The organism is Pseudomonas sp. LBUM1658 (assembly GCF_059716055.1).
Window position 1 is genome coordinate 4,405,547 of record NZ_CP166798.1, and the last position, 17,435, is coordinate 4,422,981.

Genomic DNA, 17,435 nt, shown 5'->3' on the forward strand with positions numbered 1-17,435 from the left:
ACTATGCCTGCTATCCCTTTCGGTTCCATCCCAATGGAACATGGCCTGGCTGTCGCCGGCGTGCTGTTCTGCCTGGGTCTGGTCGGCCTGATGGTCCGCCGCAACATCCTCTTCGTGCTGATGAGCCTGGAGATCATGATGAATGCCGCAGCACTGGCCTTCATCGTCGCCGGTAGCCGCTGGGCGCAGCCGGATGGACAGATCATGTTCATCCTGGTGATCAGCCTGGCAGCCGCCGAGGCCAGTATCGGCCTGGCGATTCTGTTGCAGCTGTATCGCCGCTTCCACACTCTCGATATCGACGCTGCCAGCGAGATGCGCGGATGAACCTTCTCTATCTGACTTTCCTGTTCCCTCTGATCGGTTATGTGCTGCTGGCGTTCTCCCGGGGACGCCTCTCGGAAAACCTCTCGGCGCTGATCGGTGTCGGCTCCGTCGGCCTCTCGGCGATCGTCACTGCCTATATCATCTGGCAGTTCAACGTTGCCCCACCCGAGGGTGGTCACTACACCCAGGTCCTGTGGCAATGGATGGCGGTGGAAGGCTTCAAGCCGAACTTCGCCCTGTACCTGGATGGCCTGTCCCTGACCATGCTCGGTGTGGTGGTCGGCGTCGGCTTCCTGATCCACCTGTTCGCCTCCTGGTACATGCGCGGTGAAGCCGGTTACTCGCGTTTCTTCGCCTACACCAACCTGTTTATCGCCAGCATGCTGTTCCTGGTGCTGGGCGATAACCTGTTGTTCCTGTACTTTGGCTGGGAAGGTGTGGGCCTGTGCAGCTACCTGTTGATCGGTTTCTACTACAGCAACCGCAACAACGGTAACGCCGCACTCAAAGCCTTTATCGTCACCCGGGTCGGCGACGTGTTCATGGCCATCGGCCTGTTCATCCTGTTCCAACAGTTGGGCACGCTGAATATCCAGGAACTGCTGGTCAAGGCGCCTGAGCACTTCAAAGTCGGCGACTTCTGGATCGTATTGGCGACCCTGATGTTGCTCGGTGGTGCGGTCGGTAAATCCGCGCAACTGCCGCTGCAAACCTGGCTGGCGGACGCGATGGCCGGCCCTACCCCGGTTTCGGCACTGATCCACGCCGCAACCATGGTGACCGCCGGTGTCTACCTGATCGCCCGTACTCACGGCCTGTTCGCCCTGGCGCCGGATATCCTGCAACTGGTCGGCATCGTCGGTGGCGTGACCCTGGTCCTGGCCGGTTTCGCCGCGCTGGTGCAAACAGACATCAAGCGGATCCTCGCCTACTCGACCATGAGCCAGATCGGCTACATGTTCCTGGCCCTGGGCGTGGGTGCCTTTGACGGCGCGATCTTCCACCTGATGACCCACGCGTTCTTCAAGGCGCTGTTGTTCCTTGCATCCGGTGCGGTAATTGTCGCCTGCCACCACGAGCAGAACATCTTCAAGATGGGCGGCCTGTGGAAGAAACTGCCATTGGCCTACACCAGCTTCATCGTCGGTGGTGCCGCACTGTCGGCCCTGCCTCTGGTGACCGCGGGCTTCTACTCGAAAGACGAAATCCTCTGGGAAGCTTTCGCCAGCGGCAACCACGGTCTGCTGTACGCAGGTCTGGTCGGTGCCTTCATGACTTCGCTGTACACCTTCCGCCTGATCTTCATCGCGTTCCACGGTGAAGCCAAGACCGAAGCCCACGCAGGTCACGGCATCGCCCACTGGCTGCCACTGTCGGTGCTCATCGTACTGTCGACCTTCGTCGGCGCGATGATCGTTCCACCGCTGCACGGCGTGCTGCCGGAAAGCGTCGGCCATGCCGGCGGCGAAGCCAAGCACAGTCTGGAAATCGCTTCGGGCGCCATCGCCCTGGCCGGTATCCTGCTGGCGGCCATGCTGTTCCTCGGCAAGCGGCGCTTCGTCACGGCTATCGCCAACAGTGGTATCGGGCGTTTCCTCTCGGCCTGGTGGTTCGCTGCCTGGGGCTTCGACTGGATCTACGACAAACTGTTCGTCAAGCCGTATCTGATGATCAACCATGTACTGCGCAAAGACCCGCTCGACCAGACCATTGGCCTGATCCCGCGTCTGGCCAAAGGGGGTCACAACTCCCTGAGCCGTACCGAGACCGGTCAGTTGCGTTGGTATGCGGCTTCCATGGCTGCTGGTGCCGTGCTGGTAATGGGCGCCATCGTGTTGGTAGCGGTCTGATATGAACCTTGCGAAATTGCGAAAGGAATTGAGCCCGTCATGATTCTGCCTTGGCTAATCCTGATCCCCTTTATCGGCGGCCTGCTGTGCTGGATGGGGGAGCGCTTCGGCGCAACCCTGCCACGCTGGATTGCGTTGCTGACCATGTCCCTGGAACTCGCTCTCGGCCTCTGGCTGTGGGCCCATGGCGATTATTCATTTGCTCCGGCGCCTGGCGCCGATCCGACCTGGGTGATTGAGTTCAAACACGTCTGGATCGAACGCTTCGGCATCAACGTGCACCTGGCCCTCGACGGCCTGTCACTGTTGATGATCCTGCTGACCGGTCTGCTGGGGGTCCTCTCGGTACTCTGCTCGTGGAAAGAGATCCAGCGTCACGTTGGCTTCTTCCACCTGAACCTGATGTGGATCCTCGGCGGTGTGGTCGGCGTGTTCCTCGCCCTCGACCTGTTCATGTTCTTCTTCTTCTGGGAAATGATGCTGGTGCCGATGTACTTCCTCATCGCGCTCTGGGGTCATAGTTCATCGGACGGCAAGAAGACCCGGATCTACGCGGCGACCAAGTTCTTCATCTTCACCCAGGCTTCCGGCCTGATCATGTTGGTGGCGATCCTCGGGCTGGTCCTGGTCAACTTCAACGACACCGGAGTGATCACCTTCGATTACGCCCTGTTGCTGAAAACCAAGATGTCGCTGACCACCGAGTACATCCTGATGCTGGGCTTCTTCATCGCCTTCGCGGTGAAGCTGCCGGTGGTGCCATTCCACTCCTGGCTGCCGGATGCACACGCCCAGGCACCGACCGCCGGTTCCGTCGACCTGGCCGGTATCTTGCTGAAGACCGCGGCTTATGGTCTGCTGCGTTTCGCCCTGCCGCTGTTCCCGAATGCCTCGGCCGAGTTCGCGCCGATCGCCATGACCCTGGGTCTGGTCGGGATCTTCTACGGTGCGTTCCTGGCCTTCGCCCAAACCGACATCAAGCGCCTGATCGCCTTCTCCAGCGTTTCGCATATGGGCTTCGTGCTGATCGGGATCTACTCCGGCAGCCAGCTGGCGCTGCAAGGCGCCGTGATGCAGATGCTCGCGCACGGTGTTTCGGCAGCCGCACTGTTTATCCTCAGCGGCCAGCTGTACGAACGCATGCACACTCGCGACATGCGCGAGATGGGCGGCCTGTGGTCACGCATCGCGTACCTGCCGGCGATCAGCCTGTTCTTTGCAGCCGCTTCGCTGGGCTTGCCGGGTACCGGTAACTTCGTCGGTGAATTCCTGATCCTGCTGGGCAACTTCGCCAGCTCACCATGGATCACCGCGATTGCCACCTCGGGTCTGGTGTTTGGTTCGGTCTACTCGCTGATCATGATCCACCGTGCCTACTTCGGTCCGTCCAAGTCGGACGAAGTTCTGCAGGGCCTGGATGCTCGCGAACTGATCATGGTGGTTGGACTTGCGGGGCTGCTGATTTACCTCGGCGTGTTCCCGCAACCATTCCTCGATACCTCTGCCGCTACGATGAGTGGTGTGCAGCAATGGTTCGGTACCGCCTTCACTCAACTCGCTTCGGCCCGGTAAGAGCGCTATGGACTTTACGACTCAACACTTTATCGCGCTTGCGCCGTTGTTGATCACCAGCGCCACGATCATCGTGGTGATGCTGGCCATCGCCTGGCGTCGCAACCACTCACAGACCTTCCTGCTGTCGGTAGCCGGTCTCAACCTGGCCCTGCTGTCGATCCTCCCGGCCCTGAAAGTCGCGCCTCTGGCCGTGACTCCACTGCTGCAGATCGATAGCTTCGCCTGCCTCTACATGGCGCTGATCCTGGTCGCCACCCTGGCTTGCGTGACCCTCGCCCACGCCTACCTCGGCGATGGCGGTTCGGGTTACCCGGGCAACCGCGAAGAGCTGTACCTGTTGATCCTGATGGCTGCGGCCGGTGGCCTGGTACTGGTCAGCGCACAGCACCTGGCCGGCTTGTTCGTCGGTCTGGAACTGCTTTCGGTACCGGTCTACGGTCTGGTGGCCTATGCCTTCTTCAACAAGCGTTCCCTGGAAGCCGGCATCAAGTACATGGTGCTGTCGGCAGCCGGCTCGGCTTTCCTGTTGTTCGGTATGGCGCTGCTTTACGCAGAAGCCGGCAGCATGAGCTTCAGCGGTATCGGCCAGGCACTGGCCGCGACCGGTCTGCCAAGCCCGATCGCGCAACTGGGCCTGGCGATGATGCTGATCGGCCTGGCGTTCAAGCTGTCGCTGGTTCCGTTCCACCTCTGGACTCCGGACGTCTACGAAGGTGCTCCGGCGCCGGTAGCGGCGTTCCTCGCGACGGCTTCGAAAGTCGCGGTGTTCGCGGTGATGGTGCGTCTGTTCCAGATCTCGCCAGTGGCCAACAGCGGCGTACTGAGCAACGTGCTGACCATCATCGCCATCGCGTCGATCCTGTTCGGCAACCTGCTGGCGTTGACCCAGAGCAACCTCAAGCGTCTGCTGGGCTACTCGTCCATCGCGCACTTCGGTTACCTGCTGATCGCCCTGGTGGCGAGCAAGGGTCTGGCGATGGAAGCCATCGGCGTATACCTGGTCACCTACGTGATCACCAGCCTCGGCGCGTTCGGGGTGATCACCCTGATGTCCTCGCCGTACAACGGCCGTGACGCCGACGCACTGTACGAGTACCGCGGCCTGTTCTGGCGTCGTCCGTACCTGACCGCGGTATTGACCGTGATGATGCTGTCGTTGGCCGGCATCCCGCTGACCGCCGGCTTCATCGGCAAGTTCTACATCATCGCTACAGGTGTCGAATCCCACGAATGGTGGCTGGTCGGTTCCCTGGTGTTGGGTAGCGCCATTGGCGTGTTCTACTACCTGCGGGTCATGGTCACCCTGTACCTGATCGAACCAAACCTGCGTCGCCACGATGCTCAACTGCACTGGGAACAACGTACCGGCGGCGTGATGCTGCTGGCCATCGCGGTTCTGGCGTTCTTCCTTGGTGTGTACCCACAGCCGCTGCTGGCGTTGGTGCAACAGTCGGGATTGGCGGGTTGATCGGTTAGTTACAGGCGGTAGAAAAACAGAACGGCACCTTCGGGTGCCGTTTTTGCGTTTTGGATTTCACACTGTTCGCCCCCTCCTCGCCTACATCCAGAACACCCCCACCGGTAAATCACAGCCTCGTCCTACATCCCTGTCCCACCTGCGACCGTACGTAATGACTTGACCGAATTGGCAGGGACAGATGCCTTGACCTATTCGATTCTTGTGATATACGTATACGCAGGTAACGTATAGAAAATGGATGCTCTCTTTATCGAATTACCCGTATTTGAAAAACACCGCAGCGACTATCTGGACGATGACCTGTTCCACAGGTTTCAACAGGAGCTGCTGAAAAACCCGGAAGCTGGAGATGTCGTCGAAGGCACTGGAGGCCTGCGTAAAATTCGTGTTGTTGATCAACGACGAAACAAGGGCAAGCGCGGCGGACTGAGGGTGATCTATTACTGGTGGTCCGGCTACGACCAGTTCTGGCTCTTTACCTTGTATGGCAAGAACCAGCAGGACGATCTGACACCACAACAAAAATGCCCGCTCAAACACATGCTGCATCGAGAAATAAAAGCGAGAACGAACGATGAAACGTGACATTTTTTCCGAACTGGTAGAGGGCTTTGAGGCCTTGGCCGATGAGCGCCAAGGCAAAGTCACACTGCGTACTCACAAGGTAAAACTGGCCAAGCTCGCCCCGATCACAGCAGAGGAAGTGGTGGGCATACGCCAACAACTGAACCTCTCCAGGTCGGTGTTTGCCATGTACCTGCGCACCAATACCCGCACCTTGGAAAACTGGGAACAAGGACGAGCAAAACCGAATGCTCAAGCCACTACCCTGATCCGGCTGGTCGAGCGCTTTCCGGAAACGGTTGAACAGTTGGCAGTGTTGACCTGAACTGTCAGCGCACAGCTCAAAAACAAAACCCGCACAAGGCGTAATGCTGTTCACTTAAGCATTTGAGTCTCAGCAGGGCTTCCTTGAAAATCCGGTGCCAGACCTCTGGCATCGGATTTTTTATGTCTGTTCAACAGCATCTGCTCGACCTCGGCGACCTCTTCAACTTTTCCGATCTGAGTACCTTTACTCAAAACCAACCTCTTTACTCGCACCCAGAGCTAACAACTCACGATAAGTGATAGTTCCCAGTTTCCATTGCTTGAGTTGAATCGCTCTCAGTCGGTGCCGCATCCATTTGTCCAATTCGGACAGTACCAATTACTGGAAGGTCGGCTCGGCGTACGTCGCTGACGCGGTACGAAGTGCGGGCAGACCTATAAGCACGACTCCCACCATTACGAGCCCCGCGACAATGGCTACACCGAACCCTGCCCGCGCGCCATAGACGTCGATAACCAGGCCCGAAAGTACTCCACCGAGCGCTACGCCGATGCTGATGCCTGTCGTCATCCACGTTAGTCCTTCGGTGATCCTGGACGGTGGAACAATGATCGTACCGAGATTCATGACGACGACCATCGTTGGCGCAAATGACATACCTGCCACAAAGAGCATCCCAGAAAGGATGTAGACGTCCGGTGAGAAAATGGGCAATACGGCTGTTACTGCCGTTACCAGTACCCCAACGAAGAACTGCTTTTCAATCGGTAAGGAAACCCTTAGCGCGCCGAACGTCAGGCCAGCGATCATTGAGCCGAGCGCATAGGCTGCCAGGATGAAGCTGGCGGACGCTGGCCAGCCTTGTGCGTTGGCGAAGGCAACAACCGCCACATCGATTGATCCGCCAATCACACCCATCGCTAGAAGCGCCAGAACGATGGTACGAAGGCCGGGGATAAGTAAGGTCGAGCTTGCGCTCCTCCTGCTGCCCACGACCACCTTCGGTTCTGTCTGCCGCTGCAGAAGAAAAGCAGTCACGCCGATGACCAGCAGCAAGACGGCAACAAGAGGTCCGGCTTCGGCGAAGAAGCTGGTGCTCAGACCAATGGCGAGTGGTGGGCCGATAATAAAGGCGAGTTCGGTTAGAACAGTGTCCAAGGAGAAGGCCGTGTGTAATTGCGACTTGCCACGGAAAAGCTGTGTCCAGCGTGCTCTTATCATGGCGGGCATGCTTGGCATCGTGCCCGCCAGTGCCGCAAGAATAAAAAGCAGGAAGGCCGAAGCCCTCAAATAGACAGCAATTATCAGCGCCAGCAACATACCAATGCTGAAGGCAGTCACAAAGGGCAGAACCCGAGTCTGACCCCGTTGATCAACGAGTTTCGATACTTGCGGGCCGATAAGCGCATTCGCCAAGGTAAATGTACCGGCGACCGAGCCAGCCAGCCAATAAAGACCCGTCTGCTGCACCAACATGGTAATGATGCCGATGCCGATCATTGCCTGTGGCAGACGGGCAATGGAACTCGCGATCACTAACCCCATGACGCCGGGGGTTGTCAGAAGTTCGCGATAGGGATTAGCCATGATTTCTCCAGTTTATAATACGACGCTGATTAGTATCCCGCTGTACGCGACGTAAACTATTTGGGGCGGTTTACTGGCGACTAAATAGTGCATTTAAGCAAGCATGCAAGTGGGCAGTTACAAATTTTGCAACAGCCCCACCTGCATATAGGTGAGCGACGTATGTAATGCTACCCCTCAATCATCACTTCTTAAAAAAGTGCTCGATTGAATGCTTCAGCTAAATGCTTGCGATTGCTAACATCAGCCATCATAGTCACATGCCTACCTGGAATGGAAATAGAATTAATAGTTAAATCAGGTAATATTTCCCTCCATCCGCCCACCATATCAACCTGCGGCAAATTGGCACGCTCACGATCAGCCGCGTAAAAATGATAGAGGTTAATCGGTAATGGTAATGGCTCATAGGCGCCCGCAATTTGTGAAAAATGATAAATTGCTTGCCATTTGACTGTTTCCAGTGAGATATCTGCATTTAAATCATAGCCTCCCAAATCCTGTGCTTTTTTTATCAGTTCACCAAACTCATCACCCTCACTTAATATATCGAATTTATGACTCTCCGCCTCGGAAGCCACCGCCTTAACATGCTCAATAAAATAGTGCTTTATATCTTTATTTTTATAAAGCAACTTATGCGGCGCAGGAACATCGATAAACCCTAAAAACTCAACGCTGGCCTCTTTGCACATAAGCGCATGGGCGATGGCATAAGCGAGGATCCCTCCAGAAGAATACCCCGCAATTCGATAAGGCCCTTCAGGCTGGATCGCCCGGATGAGCGGTATCATTCTTTCGGCCATAACCTCCATCGAGTGAGGTAAAGGGTCGCCAATGGCCGACCACGGCAATACATGGATCGGGCAGCTAACCCGGATTTGTTGCGCCAGAGAAATAGCATACGAAAAATCAGCTAATCCCGAGGGAACAAAAAAGACCGGGGACTCAGTCCCGCCAGCGCGCACCGTGATCGCTCCGATATGCGGGTTAAACACAGGAGACTGTGAGATTTGAAAGGCAAGGTTAGCCAATCGCGGGTGTTCCAAAATGTCGCTCAGCGAACACTTCAAACCATACCTCCTGACTTTTTGCATCAGCTGGACAGCCATGAGCGAATGGCCGCCGAGGGCGAAGAAGTTGTCATGGCGACCGACCTGCTCAACCCCGAGCAACCCTGACCAAAGCGCTGCCAGGATAGTCTCAGTCTCACCTTGTGGTGCCTCATAGGCCGCATGGGCAAAGGCCTCACCTTCAGGAACGGGCAACGCCCGCCGATCAAGCTTGCCATTAGGGGTTAGCGGCAAGCTTTCAATGAGCACAAAGGCAGACGGCACCATGTAGTCGGGTAAACGTTCACTCAGATAATCACGCAGTAGTCCTGCAAGCGGTAAACCCGCCTCTGAATCGGCCTTGAATATAAAGGCATCATCTCCCGAGACCGCTGGCTGAGCCACTACATAAGCGACCAGTCGCTTGTCGGTGTCTACGCCTTGTACCTCCACAACCGCCTCGCGGATGGATGAATGCTCGGTCAATCTGGTCGCAATTTCACCCGGTTCAATCCGCAAGCCTCGGATCTTGACCTGGTCGTCATTGCGGCCCAGGAACACCAGGTTCCCGTTCGGCAGATAACGGGCCAAGTCCCCCGTCTTATACATACGCGCGTCAGGCTTGCCTGCAAATGGATCGAGTACGAAACGCTCAGCCGTCAGTTCGGGGAGATTCAGATATCCACGCGCAACGCCCATCCCCCCGATATACATCTCACCGACCGCCCCCAGCGGAACAGGCTCGCCATGCGCGTCCAGAAGGTATATGCGTGTGTTTGAAATCGGACGGCCTATGGGGACTGGATCAAAGTCGTCAGACGAACAGCGATAGACCGCAGCCCAGACTGTCGCTTCAGTGGGGCCGTATTCATTGAATAATTCAACGGCAGTAAATGCTGAAGTCACTTCCTGGATTAGCTTCGCAGGGCACAATTCACCCGCCACGATCACCTGACGGAGTTGCCCATATCCGAGTTGGGCGACTTGCGGCAGCACCAATCTTGCGAGAGACGGCACAAGCAGCACTGATGTGACGTTGTTTTCAATCAAAAGGCGGCTAATAATTTGTAGATCTACTACTGCTTCGCTGCCTGGTAAACACAAAGCACCACCGGTTGTTAAAGTTCCGAAAATTCCTGCTACGGAACTGTCAAATGCGATCGATGATAATAGTAAAAATACAGCATCGGGTCCCGGCTTATAAACAGTGGTTCTTGCCAGTGTCGACGCTATTAATCCGCGATGTTCGACCATGACGCCCTTAGGCTGTCCGGTTGAACCCGAGGTATAGATGATATAAGCGAGGTTTCGGGGTGTAAGGCCAGAAACCTGGAAATTGACATCATCCTCCGCGAACACCCTTGCGTGGGTTTCATTGGGATCAAGCACGGTATGGGTCTGCAACGCCTCACCCAGCACCTGCCGACCGACCGCATCGGCCAGCACCAGGGCCGGAGCAGTGTCGGCAAGAATGTAAGCCAGTCGATCTCCCGGATAGGCCGGATCAAGCGGCACATAGGCGCCGCCCGCCTTCAGGATCGCCATAAGACCAACAACCATAGCCGCAGAGCGCTCAACACAGATCGCCACCCGCTGGTCTGGCCCAACGCCCAGCTCGATCAGCCGATGTGCCAGTCGATTTGCCCTGGCATTGAGCTCACCGTAACTGAGCGCCTCTCCCTCAAAGATCAGCGCCGTTGCCTCTGGACTGCGCGCAACCTGCTCCTCAAATAAATGATGAATGCACAAATGATCCGGGCAGGATGCATCCGTCGCGTTCCACGTCTTGAGCAGCAATGTACGCTCAGACGCAGGCAGAATGTCCAGCTGTCGAACCGGCCAGTGCGGCGAGCGCTCCAAGGTCTGCGCCAGACTTTCCAACGCCCGCTCCATATAGCCACACACGCGATTGGAATCGAACGGCGTGACCACTTGGGCCGTAAACCCAAGTGAGTGACTGAAATCTTCCACAGACAATGTGAACGGATAATTGGTCCGCTCTTGTTCACTCAAGAACTCGACACCTGTCATTTTCCCCATGGTTTGGACAATATTGTCTTCACCAGACAGATCATTGTGCCGATAGTTGAGCAATGCGCTGAACAGTGGCGTACCTGTAGCGACCCCACTACACCTTTGTGCCAGCGCCAGCGAGGCATGCTCGTGGGCGAGCAACTCAGCCAGTCGAGCATGAGCCTGCTGAACACTCTCCGCGGTATCAATGCCACCTGAGTCAAATCGAATCGGTAGCGTGTTGATGAACATGCCCATGGCTCGATCTGACCCATGGCCCGCTTGCATGCGCCCAAACAGCACCGTACCAAACACGATCTTTTCCTGGCCGCTGGTGCGTGCCAGTACCTGAGCAAAGGCAACATGGCACAGACTTGCGAGACTCACATTCAATCGCCTCGCCTGCGCCCGCAGCCGACCATTGAGTTCGGCCGAAACCATGCGGTGGGTTTGGCCCACCTGCGCGCCGTCCAGATGTACTTCCGCTAATCCAAATGGCAGCGTCGGCTCTTCTATGTCAGCCAGCATTGATTTGAAGAAACGTTCATGCTCCTCCACGCTCTTGCCCAACCGTACCTGACCGATCAGGTTGCGGAACGGCTGAGGCGATGGCAGTTTCTCGCCACGATCGGCAAGGAAAGCCTGTACTTCGTTATAAAAAAACTGCAATGAAGAAGCATCGTCAATCAAGTGATGCTGCAGTTGCATCAGAATAAAGCGGCCTTCGACAGGATCATGGGCAACAATAAAGCGAAGCACCGGTGCCTGGGTCAGGTCAATTCGGTGGCGGCATGAATCAAAGCGCCGGGAAAGCTGTTCGGTAATGGGGCCATCTGCCGGATCGAGAACAATATCAGTGACTGAGAGCGAAGCCTGTCGCCAGACAACTTGCGCGGCGCGTGACATCCCTTCCCAAACAAAGGCGGTACGCAAAATGTCGTGGCGGTCTACAACCTGTTGAACTGCGCCTAGATATCGTTCCAATGTTTCATGATCAGCAAAGGCCATCTGGGCAACCAGTAAATAGGGGTCACCTTCTTTAGCCAGCATGTGGTGGAACAGGATGCCGTCCTGCATAGGTGAGAGTGCGTAGATATCCTGGATGTTGGCTGCCCCCCCAGGAACCTGTGAAACTATCAGGTCGATTTCCGATTGGCTGAGATCTATCAACGGCAGCAGTTCGGGCGTGATTCTGGGCGTCTCGGGCCTGATCAGATTTGGCGGCACCACCACCTCGCGGTGCTGGCCAAGCGTGCTGGCCAGAACCGACAACACTGGCGTCTGAAACAGATCACGCACAGCAAGGCTCAGACCCTGGCGGCGCAACCGCTCGATCAACCGCACAGCCAAGAGTGAATGGCCGCCGAGGGCGAAGAAGTTGTCATGGCGACCGACTTGTTCAACGCCAAGCAGCTCTGACCAGATCCCGGCAAGGATGACCTCTATCTCGCCCAACGGAGGCTCGTATGCCGCATGGGCAAAGGCATCGCCCTCAGGAACCGGCAACGCCCGCCGATCAAGCTTGCCATTACCCGTCAGCGGTAAGCTTTCCAAACGTACAAAGGCCGACGGCACCATGTAGTCGGGTAAACGGCCACTCAGATAATCACGCAGCGCTCCCGCCAGCGCCAAGCCAGCCTCAGAGGCTACCGACGTGTCCTGAACCTCGGACTGCGCCACTACGTAAGCAACCAGGCGCTTGTCGCTATCCTCGCCTCGCGACACCACCACCGCCTCGCGGATGGAGGGATGCTCGGCCAATCGGGCCGCAATTTCACCCAGCTCAATCCGGAAGCCTCGGATCTTGACCTGGTCGTCATTGCGCCCAAGAAACGCCAGATTCCCGTTCGGAAGATAACGGGCCAGGTCCCCCGTCTTATACATCCGCGCGTCAGCCTTCCCCACAAAGGGGTCGTGCAGGAAACGCTCTGCCGTCAGTTCGGGACGGTTCAGATATCCGCGTGCAACACCGGCGCCGCCTACGTACATCTCACCCACTGTCCCCGTCGGAACAGGCTGGCCATGCGCGTCCAGAAGATAGAGATTCAAATCCGGCAGACGTTGACCGATCACGCTGTCGTCTTGTTGCGCATCTGATGAAGTCAGAGGGTAATAGGAGACGTGGACCGTGGTTTCCGTGATCCCATACATGTTGACCAGTTGCGGGACAGACTCATCACACACCCCATACCAGTCGCGCAGGGTCGACGGCTGCAGCGCTTCGCCGCCAAAGATGATATAGCGCAGCCGGTCCGATGACGGTTGTACGTACTCCATCAAGGCTGTGAAGGCGCTCGGGGTCTGGTTCAAGACGGTGACGCCTTGCTCACAAATCAACTGATAGAACGCTTGCGGAGAGCGGGTAATGGCATGAGGAACCACCACCAGCGTGCCCCCATAACGAAGGGCTCCCCACAGCTCCCAGACCGAGAAGTCGAAGGCAAAAGAGTGGAACAGGCACCAAACGTCATTGGCCTCAAAACCAAAGGCTGCATGTGTCGTGTCGAACAGACGCACCACCTGGGCATGTTCAACCATGACCCCTTTGGGCTGTCCGGTTGAACCCGAGGTATAGATGATATAAGCGAGGTTACTGGGAGTAAGGCCGGGAACTTCAGGGTTGGCGTCAGCCCCTATCAAAGCTTCAGTCTGGGCCTCATTGGGATCGAGTACGGTATGAGCCTGCAAAGCGGCCCCCAGCGCCTGGCGCCCGGCCGCATCAGCCAGCACCAGGACCGGAGCAGTATCGGCAAGAATGAAAGCCAGTCGCTCTCCCGAGTACTCCGGATCGAGCGGCACATAGGCGCCGCCCGCCTTCAGGATCGCCATCAGGCCAACAACCATGGCCGCAGAGCGCTCGACACAGATCGCCACCCGCTGGTCAGGCCTGACGCCCAAAGCAATCAGCCGATGCGCCAGCCGATTAGCCCTGGCGTTAAGTTCGCCATAGCTGAGGGCCTCTTGCTCAAAGACCAGTGCCGTTGCCGCAGGACTGCGCGCAACCTGCTCCTCGAATAACTGATGCATACACAGATGAGCTGGACAGGACACATCCATCGAGTTCCACGTCTTGAGCAACAATGTGCGCTCAGACGCATCAAGCAGGTCGATTGTGGCTACAGTCTGGCTGGCATCCCTGGTCATCTCGGCAAGGACGATCTTCAGATAACCCACATGGCGCTCGATCGTGGCCGCGTCAAACAACGCAGTCGCATAGCCAAGAGCACCAACGATTCGATCGCCCGCTTCGGCCAGGTTTAGCTCCAGATCGAACCGGGCTACATCATAGGAAGAACCAACCGGGCTGGCTTCAAGGCCGGGTAAAGCCCATTGGCCTGCATCATAGTTTTGCCAGGCAAACACCACCTGAAACAGTGGCGTATGGCTCAACCGTCTTGGCGGCTGCGTTATCTCCACCACCTGCTCAAACGGCAGATCCTGATGATCCTGGGCCTTGAGTGCCCTCTCGCGTACTCGAGCAATGAGGTCGGCAACGTTCGGGTTGTCGCCGAGATCAATCCGCAGCGCCAGTGTGTTGACGAAGAAGCCGATCAGCGGCTCGATGTCGCAATGGCCCCGGTTGGCACTTGGCGCTCCGATCACAATATCTTCCTGCCCCGACACGCGTGACAGTACTGTCGCCCAGGCCGACAACAGTGTCATGAATAGCGTCACACCCTGCTGCTGGCTAAACCGCTTGAGGAGAGTTGTCAGCTCTGCACTTAGTTCGATCGGCACAGAGGCGCCCACCAGGGACTGCTGCTCAGGCCGCCGCCTGTCTGTTGGCAGGTCGAGCAGCGTTGGAGCATCGGCCAGCGCCTGCTTCCAGTAATCCACCTGCTCATCCAGGCGCGCCCCCGACAGCCATTGCCGCTGCCATGCGGCATAGTCCGGATATTGGATCGCAAGCGGCGGCAACGGGCTGGCCTGATGGTTGCTATACGCCGTATACAGCGCACTTAGCTCAGGTAACAGTATGCCGAGCGACCAGCCATCCGAGACGATGTGGTGTTGTGTGAGTAGCAATACATGCTCATCTGCAGATGATGGGGCAGATTCTGGGAGGGCTACCCGGATCAGGCAAGCCCGGATTAGCGGGCCTGTATCGAGATCAAAGGGGGCCCGAGCCTCGTCGGTACAAAGCCTTATAAGCTCGGCCTCTGCACCCGATCCCTTGATCGGTCCATCATGCAGATCAATCTGGCGCAATGGCAAACCTTGGTCGCAGGCCAGCAGACGCACTTCGACCTCCCCCTCTTTAGTGACAAAGACCGAGCGCAATGCCTCATGGCGCGACCACAGTGCATCAAGGGCCTGCTGCAAGACCGTCACGTTCAACTGGCCCCGCAATCTCAGAGCCAAGGGGATGTGATAGGCATCGCTGATTCCACTATCGAGTTGTGCCAGAAACCACAGTCGCTGCTGAGCAAAAGACGGCGGCAAGGACTCATCGCGAGAGATTGTCCGGATCGATGCACGCGCCACAGCGCCGGCGTTGCGCTGAGCCTCAATTGCCAAAGCCACAGCCTTGAGCGTTGGAGATGCGAACAAGGTTGCAAGAGGCAATTCAGCCCCAAAGGCTGCTATGCGACTGACCAGCCGCACGGCCATGAGCGAATGGCCGCCAAGGGCGAAAAAGTTGTCATGGCGACCGACTTGTTCAACGCCAAGCAGCTCTGACCAGATCCCGGCAAGGATGACCTCTATCTCGCCCAACGGCGCCTCGTATGCCGCATGGGCAAAGGCGCCCTCCTGCGGAACAGGCAAAGCCTTGCGATCAAGCTTGCCATTTGCCGTCAGGGGAAAGCTTTCCATCCGCACAAAGGCAGACGGCACCATGTAGTCGGGTAAACGGCCACTCAAATAATCACGCAGCGTACCCGCCAGCGCCAAGCCAGCTTCAGAGGTTACTGCCTTGTGCTCAGAGACATCATTTTCCAGAACCTCGGACTGAGCCAAAACATAAGCAACCAGGCGCTTGTCGGTCTCCTCGCCTTGAGCCACCACCACCGCCTCGCGGATGGATGGATGCTCGGCCAATTTCGCCGCAATCTCACCCAGCTCAATCCGGAAGCCGCGGATCTTGACCTGGTCATCATTGCGCCCAAGAAACGCCAGATTCCCGTTCGGAAGATAACGGGCCAGGTCCCCTGTCCTGTACATCCGCGCGTCAGGCTTACCCGCAAAGGGGTCGTGCAGGAAACGCTCTGCCGTCAGTTCGGGCCGGTTCAGATATCCGCGCGCGACACCGGCGCCTCCTACGTACATCTCACCCACTGCCCCCATCGGAACAGGCTGGCCATACGCGTCCAGAAGATAGAGATTCAAATCCGGCAGACGTGTACCGATCACGCTATCGGCTTGTTGCGCATCTGATGAAGTCAGAGGGTAATAGGTTACATGGACCGTGGTTTCCGTGATCCCATACATGTTGACCAGTTGCGGGACAGTATCGCCACGCACCGCATACCAGTCGCGAAGGGTCGACGACTGCAGAGCTTCGCCTCCAAAGATGACATAGCGCAGTCGGTCCGATGACGGTTGTACATACTCCATCAAGGCGGTAAAGGCGCTCGGGGTCTGGTTCAAGACGGTGACGCCTTGCTTACAAATCAACTGGTAGAAAGCCTGTGGAGAGCGGGTAATGGCATGAGGAACCAAAGCCAGCGTGCCACCATAGCGAAGGGCTCCCCACAGTTCCCAGACCGAGAAGTCGAAGGCAAAAGAGTGGAGCAGGCACCAAACGTCACTGGCCTCAAAACCAAAGGAGGGTTGTGTCGTGTCGAACAGACGCACCACCTGTGCATGTTCAACCATGACCCCTTTAGGCTGTCCGGTTGAACCCGACGTATAGATGATATAGGCGAGGTTACTGGGGGTAAGGCCGGGAACCCGGGGGTTGGCATCAGCATCAGCCTCCGCCAACACCCCTGCCTGGGATTCATTGGGGTCAAGCACGGTATGGGTCTGCAACGCCTCACCCAGCACCTGCCGTCCGGCCGCATCGGCCAGCACCAGGACCGAAGCAGTATCTCCAAGAATGTAAGCAAGTCGCTCCCCCGGATAGTCCGGATCGAGCGGTACATAGGCACCGCCCGCCTTCAGGATCGCCATCAGGCCAACAACCATCGCCGGGGAGCGCTGGACACAGATCGCCACCTGCTGGTCGGGCCCAACTCCCAGATCAATCAGCCGATGTGCCAGTCGATTAGCCCTGGCGTTGAGTTCGCCATAGCTGAGTTCCTCATCCTCAAAGACCAGTGCCGTTGCCTCAGGATTGTTCGCAACCTGCTCCTCGAATAAATGGTGAATGCACAGATAATCCGGATATTTAGAAGAAACCTGGTCTTGCACCTTTGCCTCCAAGAAGCGAAATACGTCACTTCTATTATCGATTGATTGCACCTAAAGAGCGGACAAGTGAAAGTTTCATCTAATATTATCTATTGAACCATACCTCTCATACGTCACCACGATCTTCCATCGGCAAAATAACGAAAAAGGTAGTATCTTACTGGCCTATCGGAAAGATCTGACAATACTGGCAGCGCGATTAGGCTTTAGGCCCACTCATCGGGTTAAAAAAATAAGGGACGAACACCGACTCAAGAGAAAATATTCTTATAGGCTGGCTACATCTTTCAGATCTAATGATTTGAGCTAACATCATCTCAGGGACATTAAAGTTTTCAGGATCGAGGATCGCGCCTATTCGTTCA

8 protein-coding genes and 2 pseudogenes are annotated in these 17,435 nt (G+C 56.8%); 6 read left to right on the plus strand and 4 right to left on the minus strand.

Going from position 1 to position 17,435, the window contains the following annotated elements:
• The first annotated feature begins 3 nt into the window (after nucleotides 1-3).
• The 6 genes from nuoK (at nucleotide 4) to ACA064_RS20440 (ending at nucleotide 6,121) form a co-directional block, all read left to right on the plus strand.
• Entirely contained in the window at nucleotides 4-327 is a 324-nt protein-coding gene (nuoK, locus tag ACA064_RS20415; RefSeq protein ID WP_497669737.1) for an NADH-quinone oxidoreductase subunit NuoK, read from the plus strand.
• Nucleotides 324-2,177 carry an NADH-quinone oxidoreductase subunit L gene (gene nuoL, locus ACA064_RS20420; protein ID WP_497669738.1) on the plus strand — a complete coding sequence of 618 codons (1,854 nt, stop codon included), beginning with the start codon at nucleotides 324-326 and terminating at the stop codon, nucleotides 2,175-2,177. The genes nuoK and nuoL overlap by 4 nt, the downstream gene beginning before the upstream one ends.
• A gap of 39 nt (nucleotides 2,178-2,216) precedes the next feature.
• Nucleotides 2,217-3,749, plus strand: a complete 1,533-nt coding sequence (gene nuoM / locus ACA064_RS20425) for an NADH-quinone oxidoreductase subunit M (protein ID WP_497669739.1) — start codon at nucleotides 2,217-2,219, stop codon at nucleotides 3,747-3,749.
• A gap of 7 nt (nucleotides 3,750-3,756) precedes the next feature.
• On the plus strand, nucleotides 3,757-5,220 hold the full coding sequence (gene nuoN, locus ACA064_RS20430) for an NADH-quinone oxidoreductase subunit NuoN (protein ID WP_497669740.1): 1,464 nt from the start codon (nucleotides 3,757-3,759) through the stop codon (nucleotides 5,218-5,220).
• A gap of 246 nt (nucleotides 5,221-5,466) precedes the next feature.
• Nucleotides 5,467-5,817: a toxin gene (locus ACA064_RS20435; protein ID WP_497669741.1), complete on the plus strand. Its 351-nt coding sequence runs from the start codon at nucleotides 5,467-5,469 to the stop codon at nucleotides 5,815-5,817.
• Nucleotides 5,807-6,121, plus strand: coding sequence for a helix-turn-helix domain-containing protein (locus ACA064_RS20440; protein ID WP_497669742.1), 315 nt, complete (start codon nucleotides 5,807-5,809; stop codon nucleotides 6,119-6,121). Before ACA064_RS20435 ends, ACA064_RS20440 begins: the two co-directional genes overlap by 11 nt.
• A 50-nt stretch (nucleotides 6,122-6,171) precedes the next feature.
• Here the strand turns inward: ACA064_RS20440 and ACA064_RS20445 are convergent, their stop codons facing one another.
• From ACA064_RS20445 to ACA064_RS20460, 4 genes and pseudogenes are all read right to left on the minus strand, one after another.
• Nucleotides 6,172-6,315 carry a hypothetical protein gene (locus tag ACA064_RS20445; RefSeq protein ID WP_497674365.1) on the minus strand — a complete coding sequence of 48 codons (144 nt, stop codon included), beginning with the start codon at nucleotides 6,313-6,315 and terminating at the stop codon, nucleotides 6,172-6,174.
• 4 nt (nucleotides 6,316-6,319) lie between these two features.
• Nucleotides 6,320-6,427 (minus strand): annotated as a pseudogene (locus tag ACA064_RS20450) (group II intron maturase-specific domain-containing protein); the annotation flags it as partial.
• Between the two features lie 15 nt (nucleotides 6,428-6,442).
• Nucleotides 6,443-7,651: an MFS transporter gene (locus tag ACA064_RS20455; protein WP_497669743.1), complete on the minus strand. Its 1,209-nt coding sequence runs from the start codon at nucleotides 7,649-7,651 to the stop codon at nucleotides 6,443-6,445.
• Nucleotides 7,652-7,842: 191 nt separating this feature from the next.
• Nucleotides 7,843-17,019: pseudogene (locus ACA064_RS20460) on the minus strand (non-ribosomal peptide synthetase); the annotation flags it as partial.
• Between the last annotated feature and the right edge of the window lie 416 nt (nucleotides 17,020-17,435).

What these genes read in the sequence shown, in the direction of transcription:
- nuoK (WP_497669737.1), top strand. Translation starts at nt 4, where the DNA reads ATGCCTGCTATCCCTTTCGGTTCCATCCCAATGGAACATGGCCTGGCT.
- nuoL (WP_497669738.1), top strand. Translation starts at nt 324, where the DNA reads ATGAACCTTCTCTATCTGACTTTCCTGTTCCCTCTGATCGGTTATGTG.
- nuoM (WP_497669739.1), top strand. Translation starts at nt 2,217, where the DNA reads ATGATTCTGCCTTGGCTAATCCTGATCCCCTTTATCGGCGGCCTGCTG.
- nuoN (WP_497669740.1), top strand. Translation starts at nt 3,757, where the DNA reads ATGGACTTTACGACTCAACACTTTATCGCGCTTGCGCCGTTGTTGATC.
- ACA064_RS20435 (WP_497669741.1), top strand. Translation starts at nt 5,467, where the DNA reads ATGGATGCTCTCTTTATCGAATTACCCGTATTTGAAAAACACCGCAGC.
- ACA064_RS20440 (WP_497669742.1), top strand. Translation starts at nt 5,807, where the DNA reads ATGAAACGTGACATTTTTTCCGAACTGGTAGAGGGCTTTGAGGCCTTG.
- ACA064_RS20455 (WP_497669743.1), bottom strand. Translation starts at nt 7,651, where the DNA reads ATGGCTAATCCCTATCGCGAACTTCTGACAACCCCCGGCGTCATGGGG.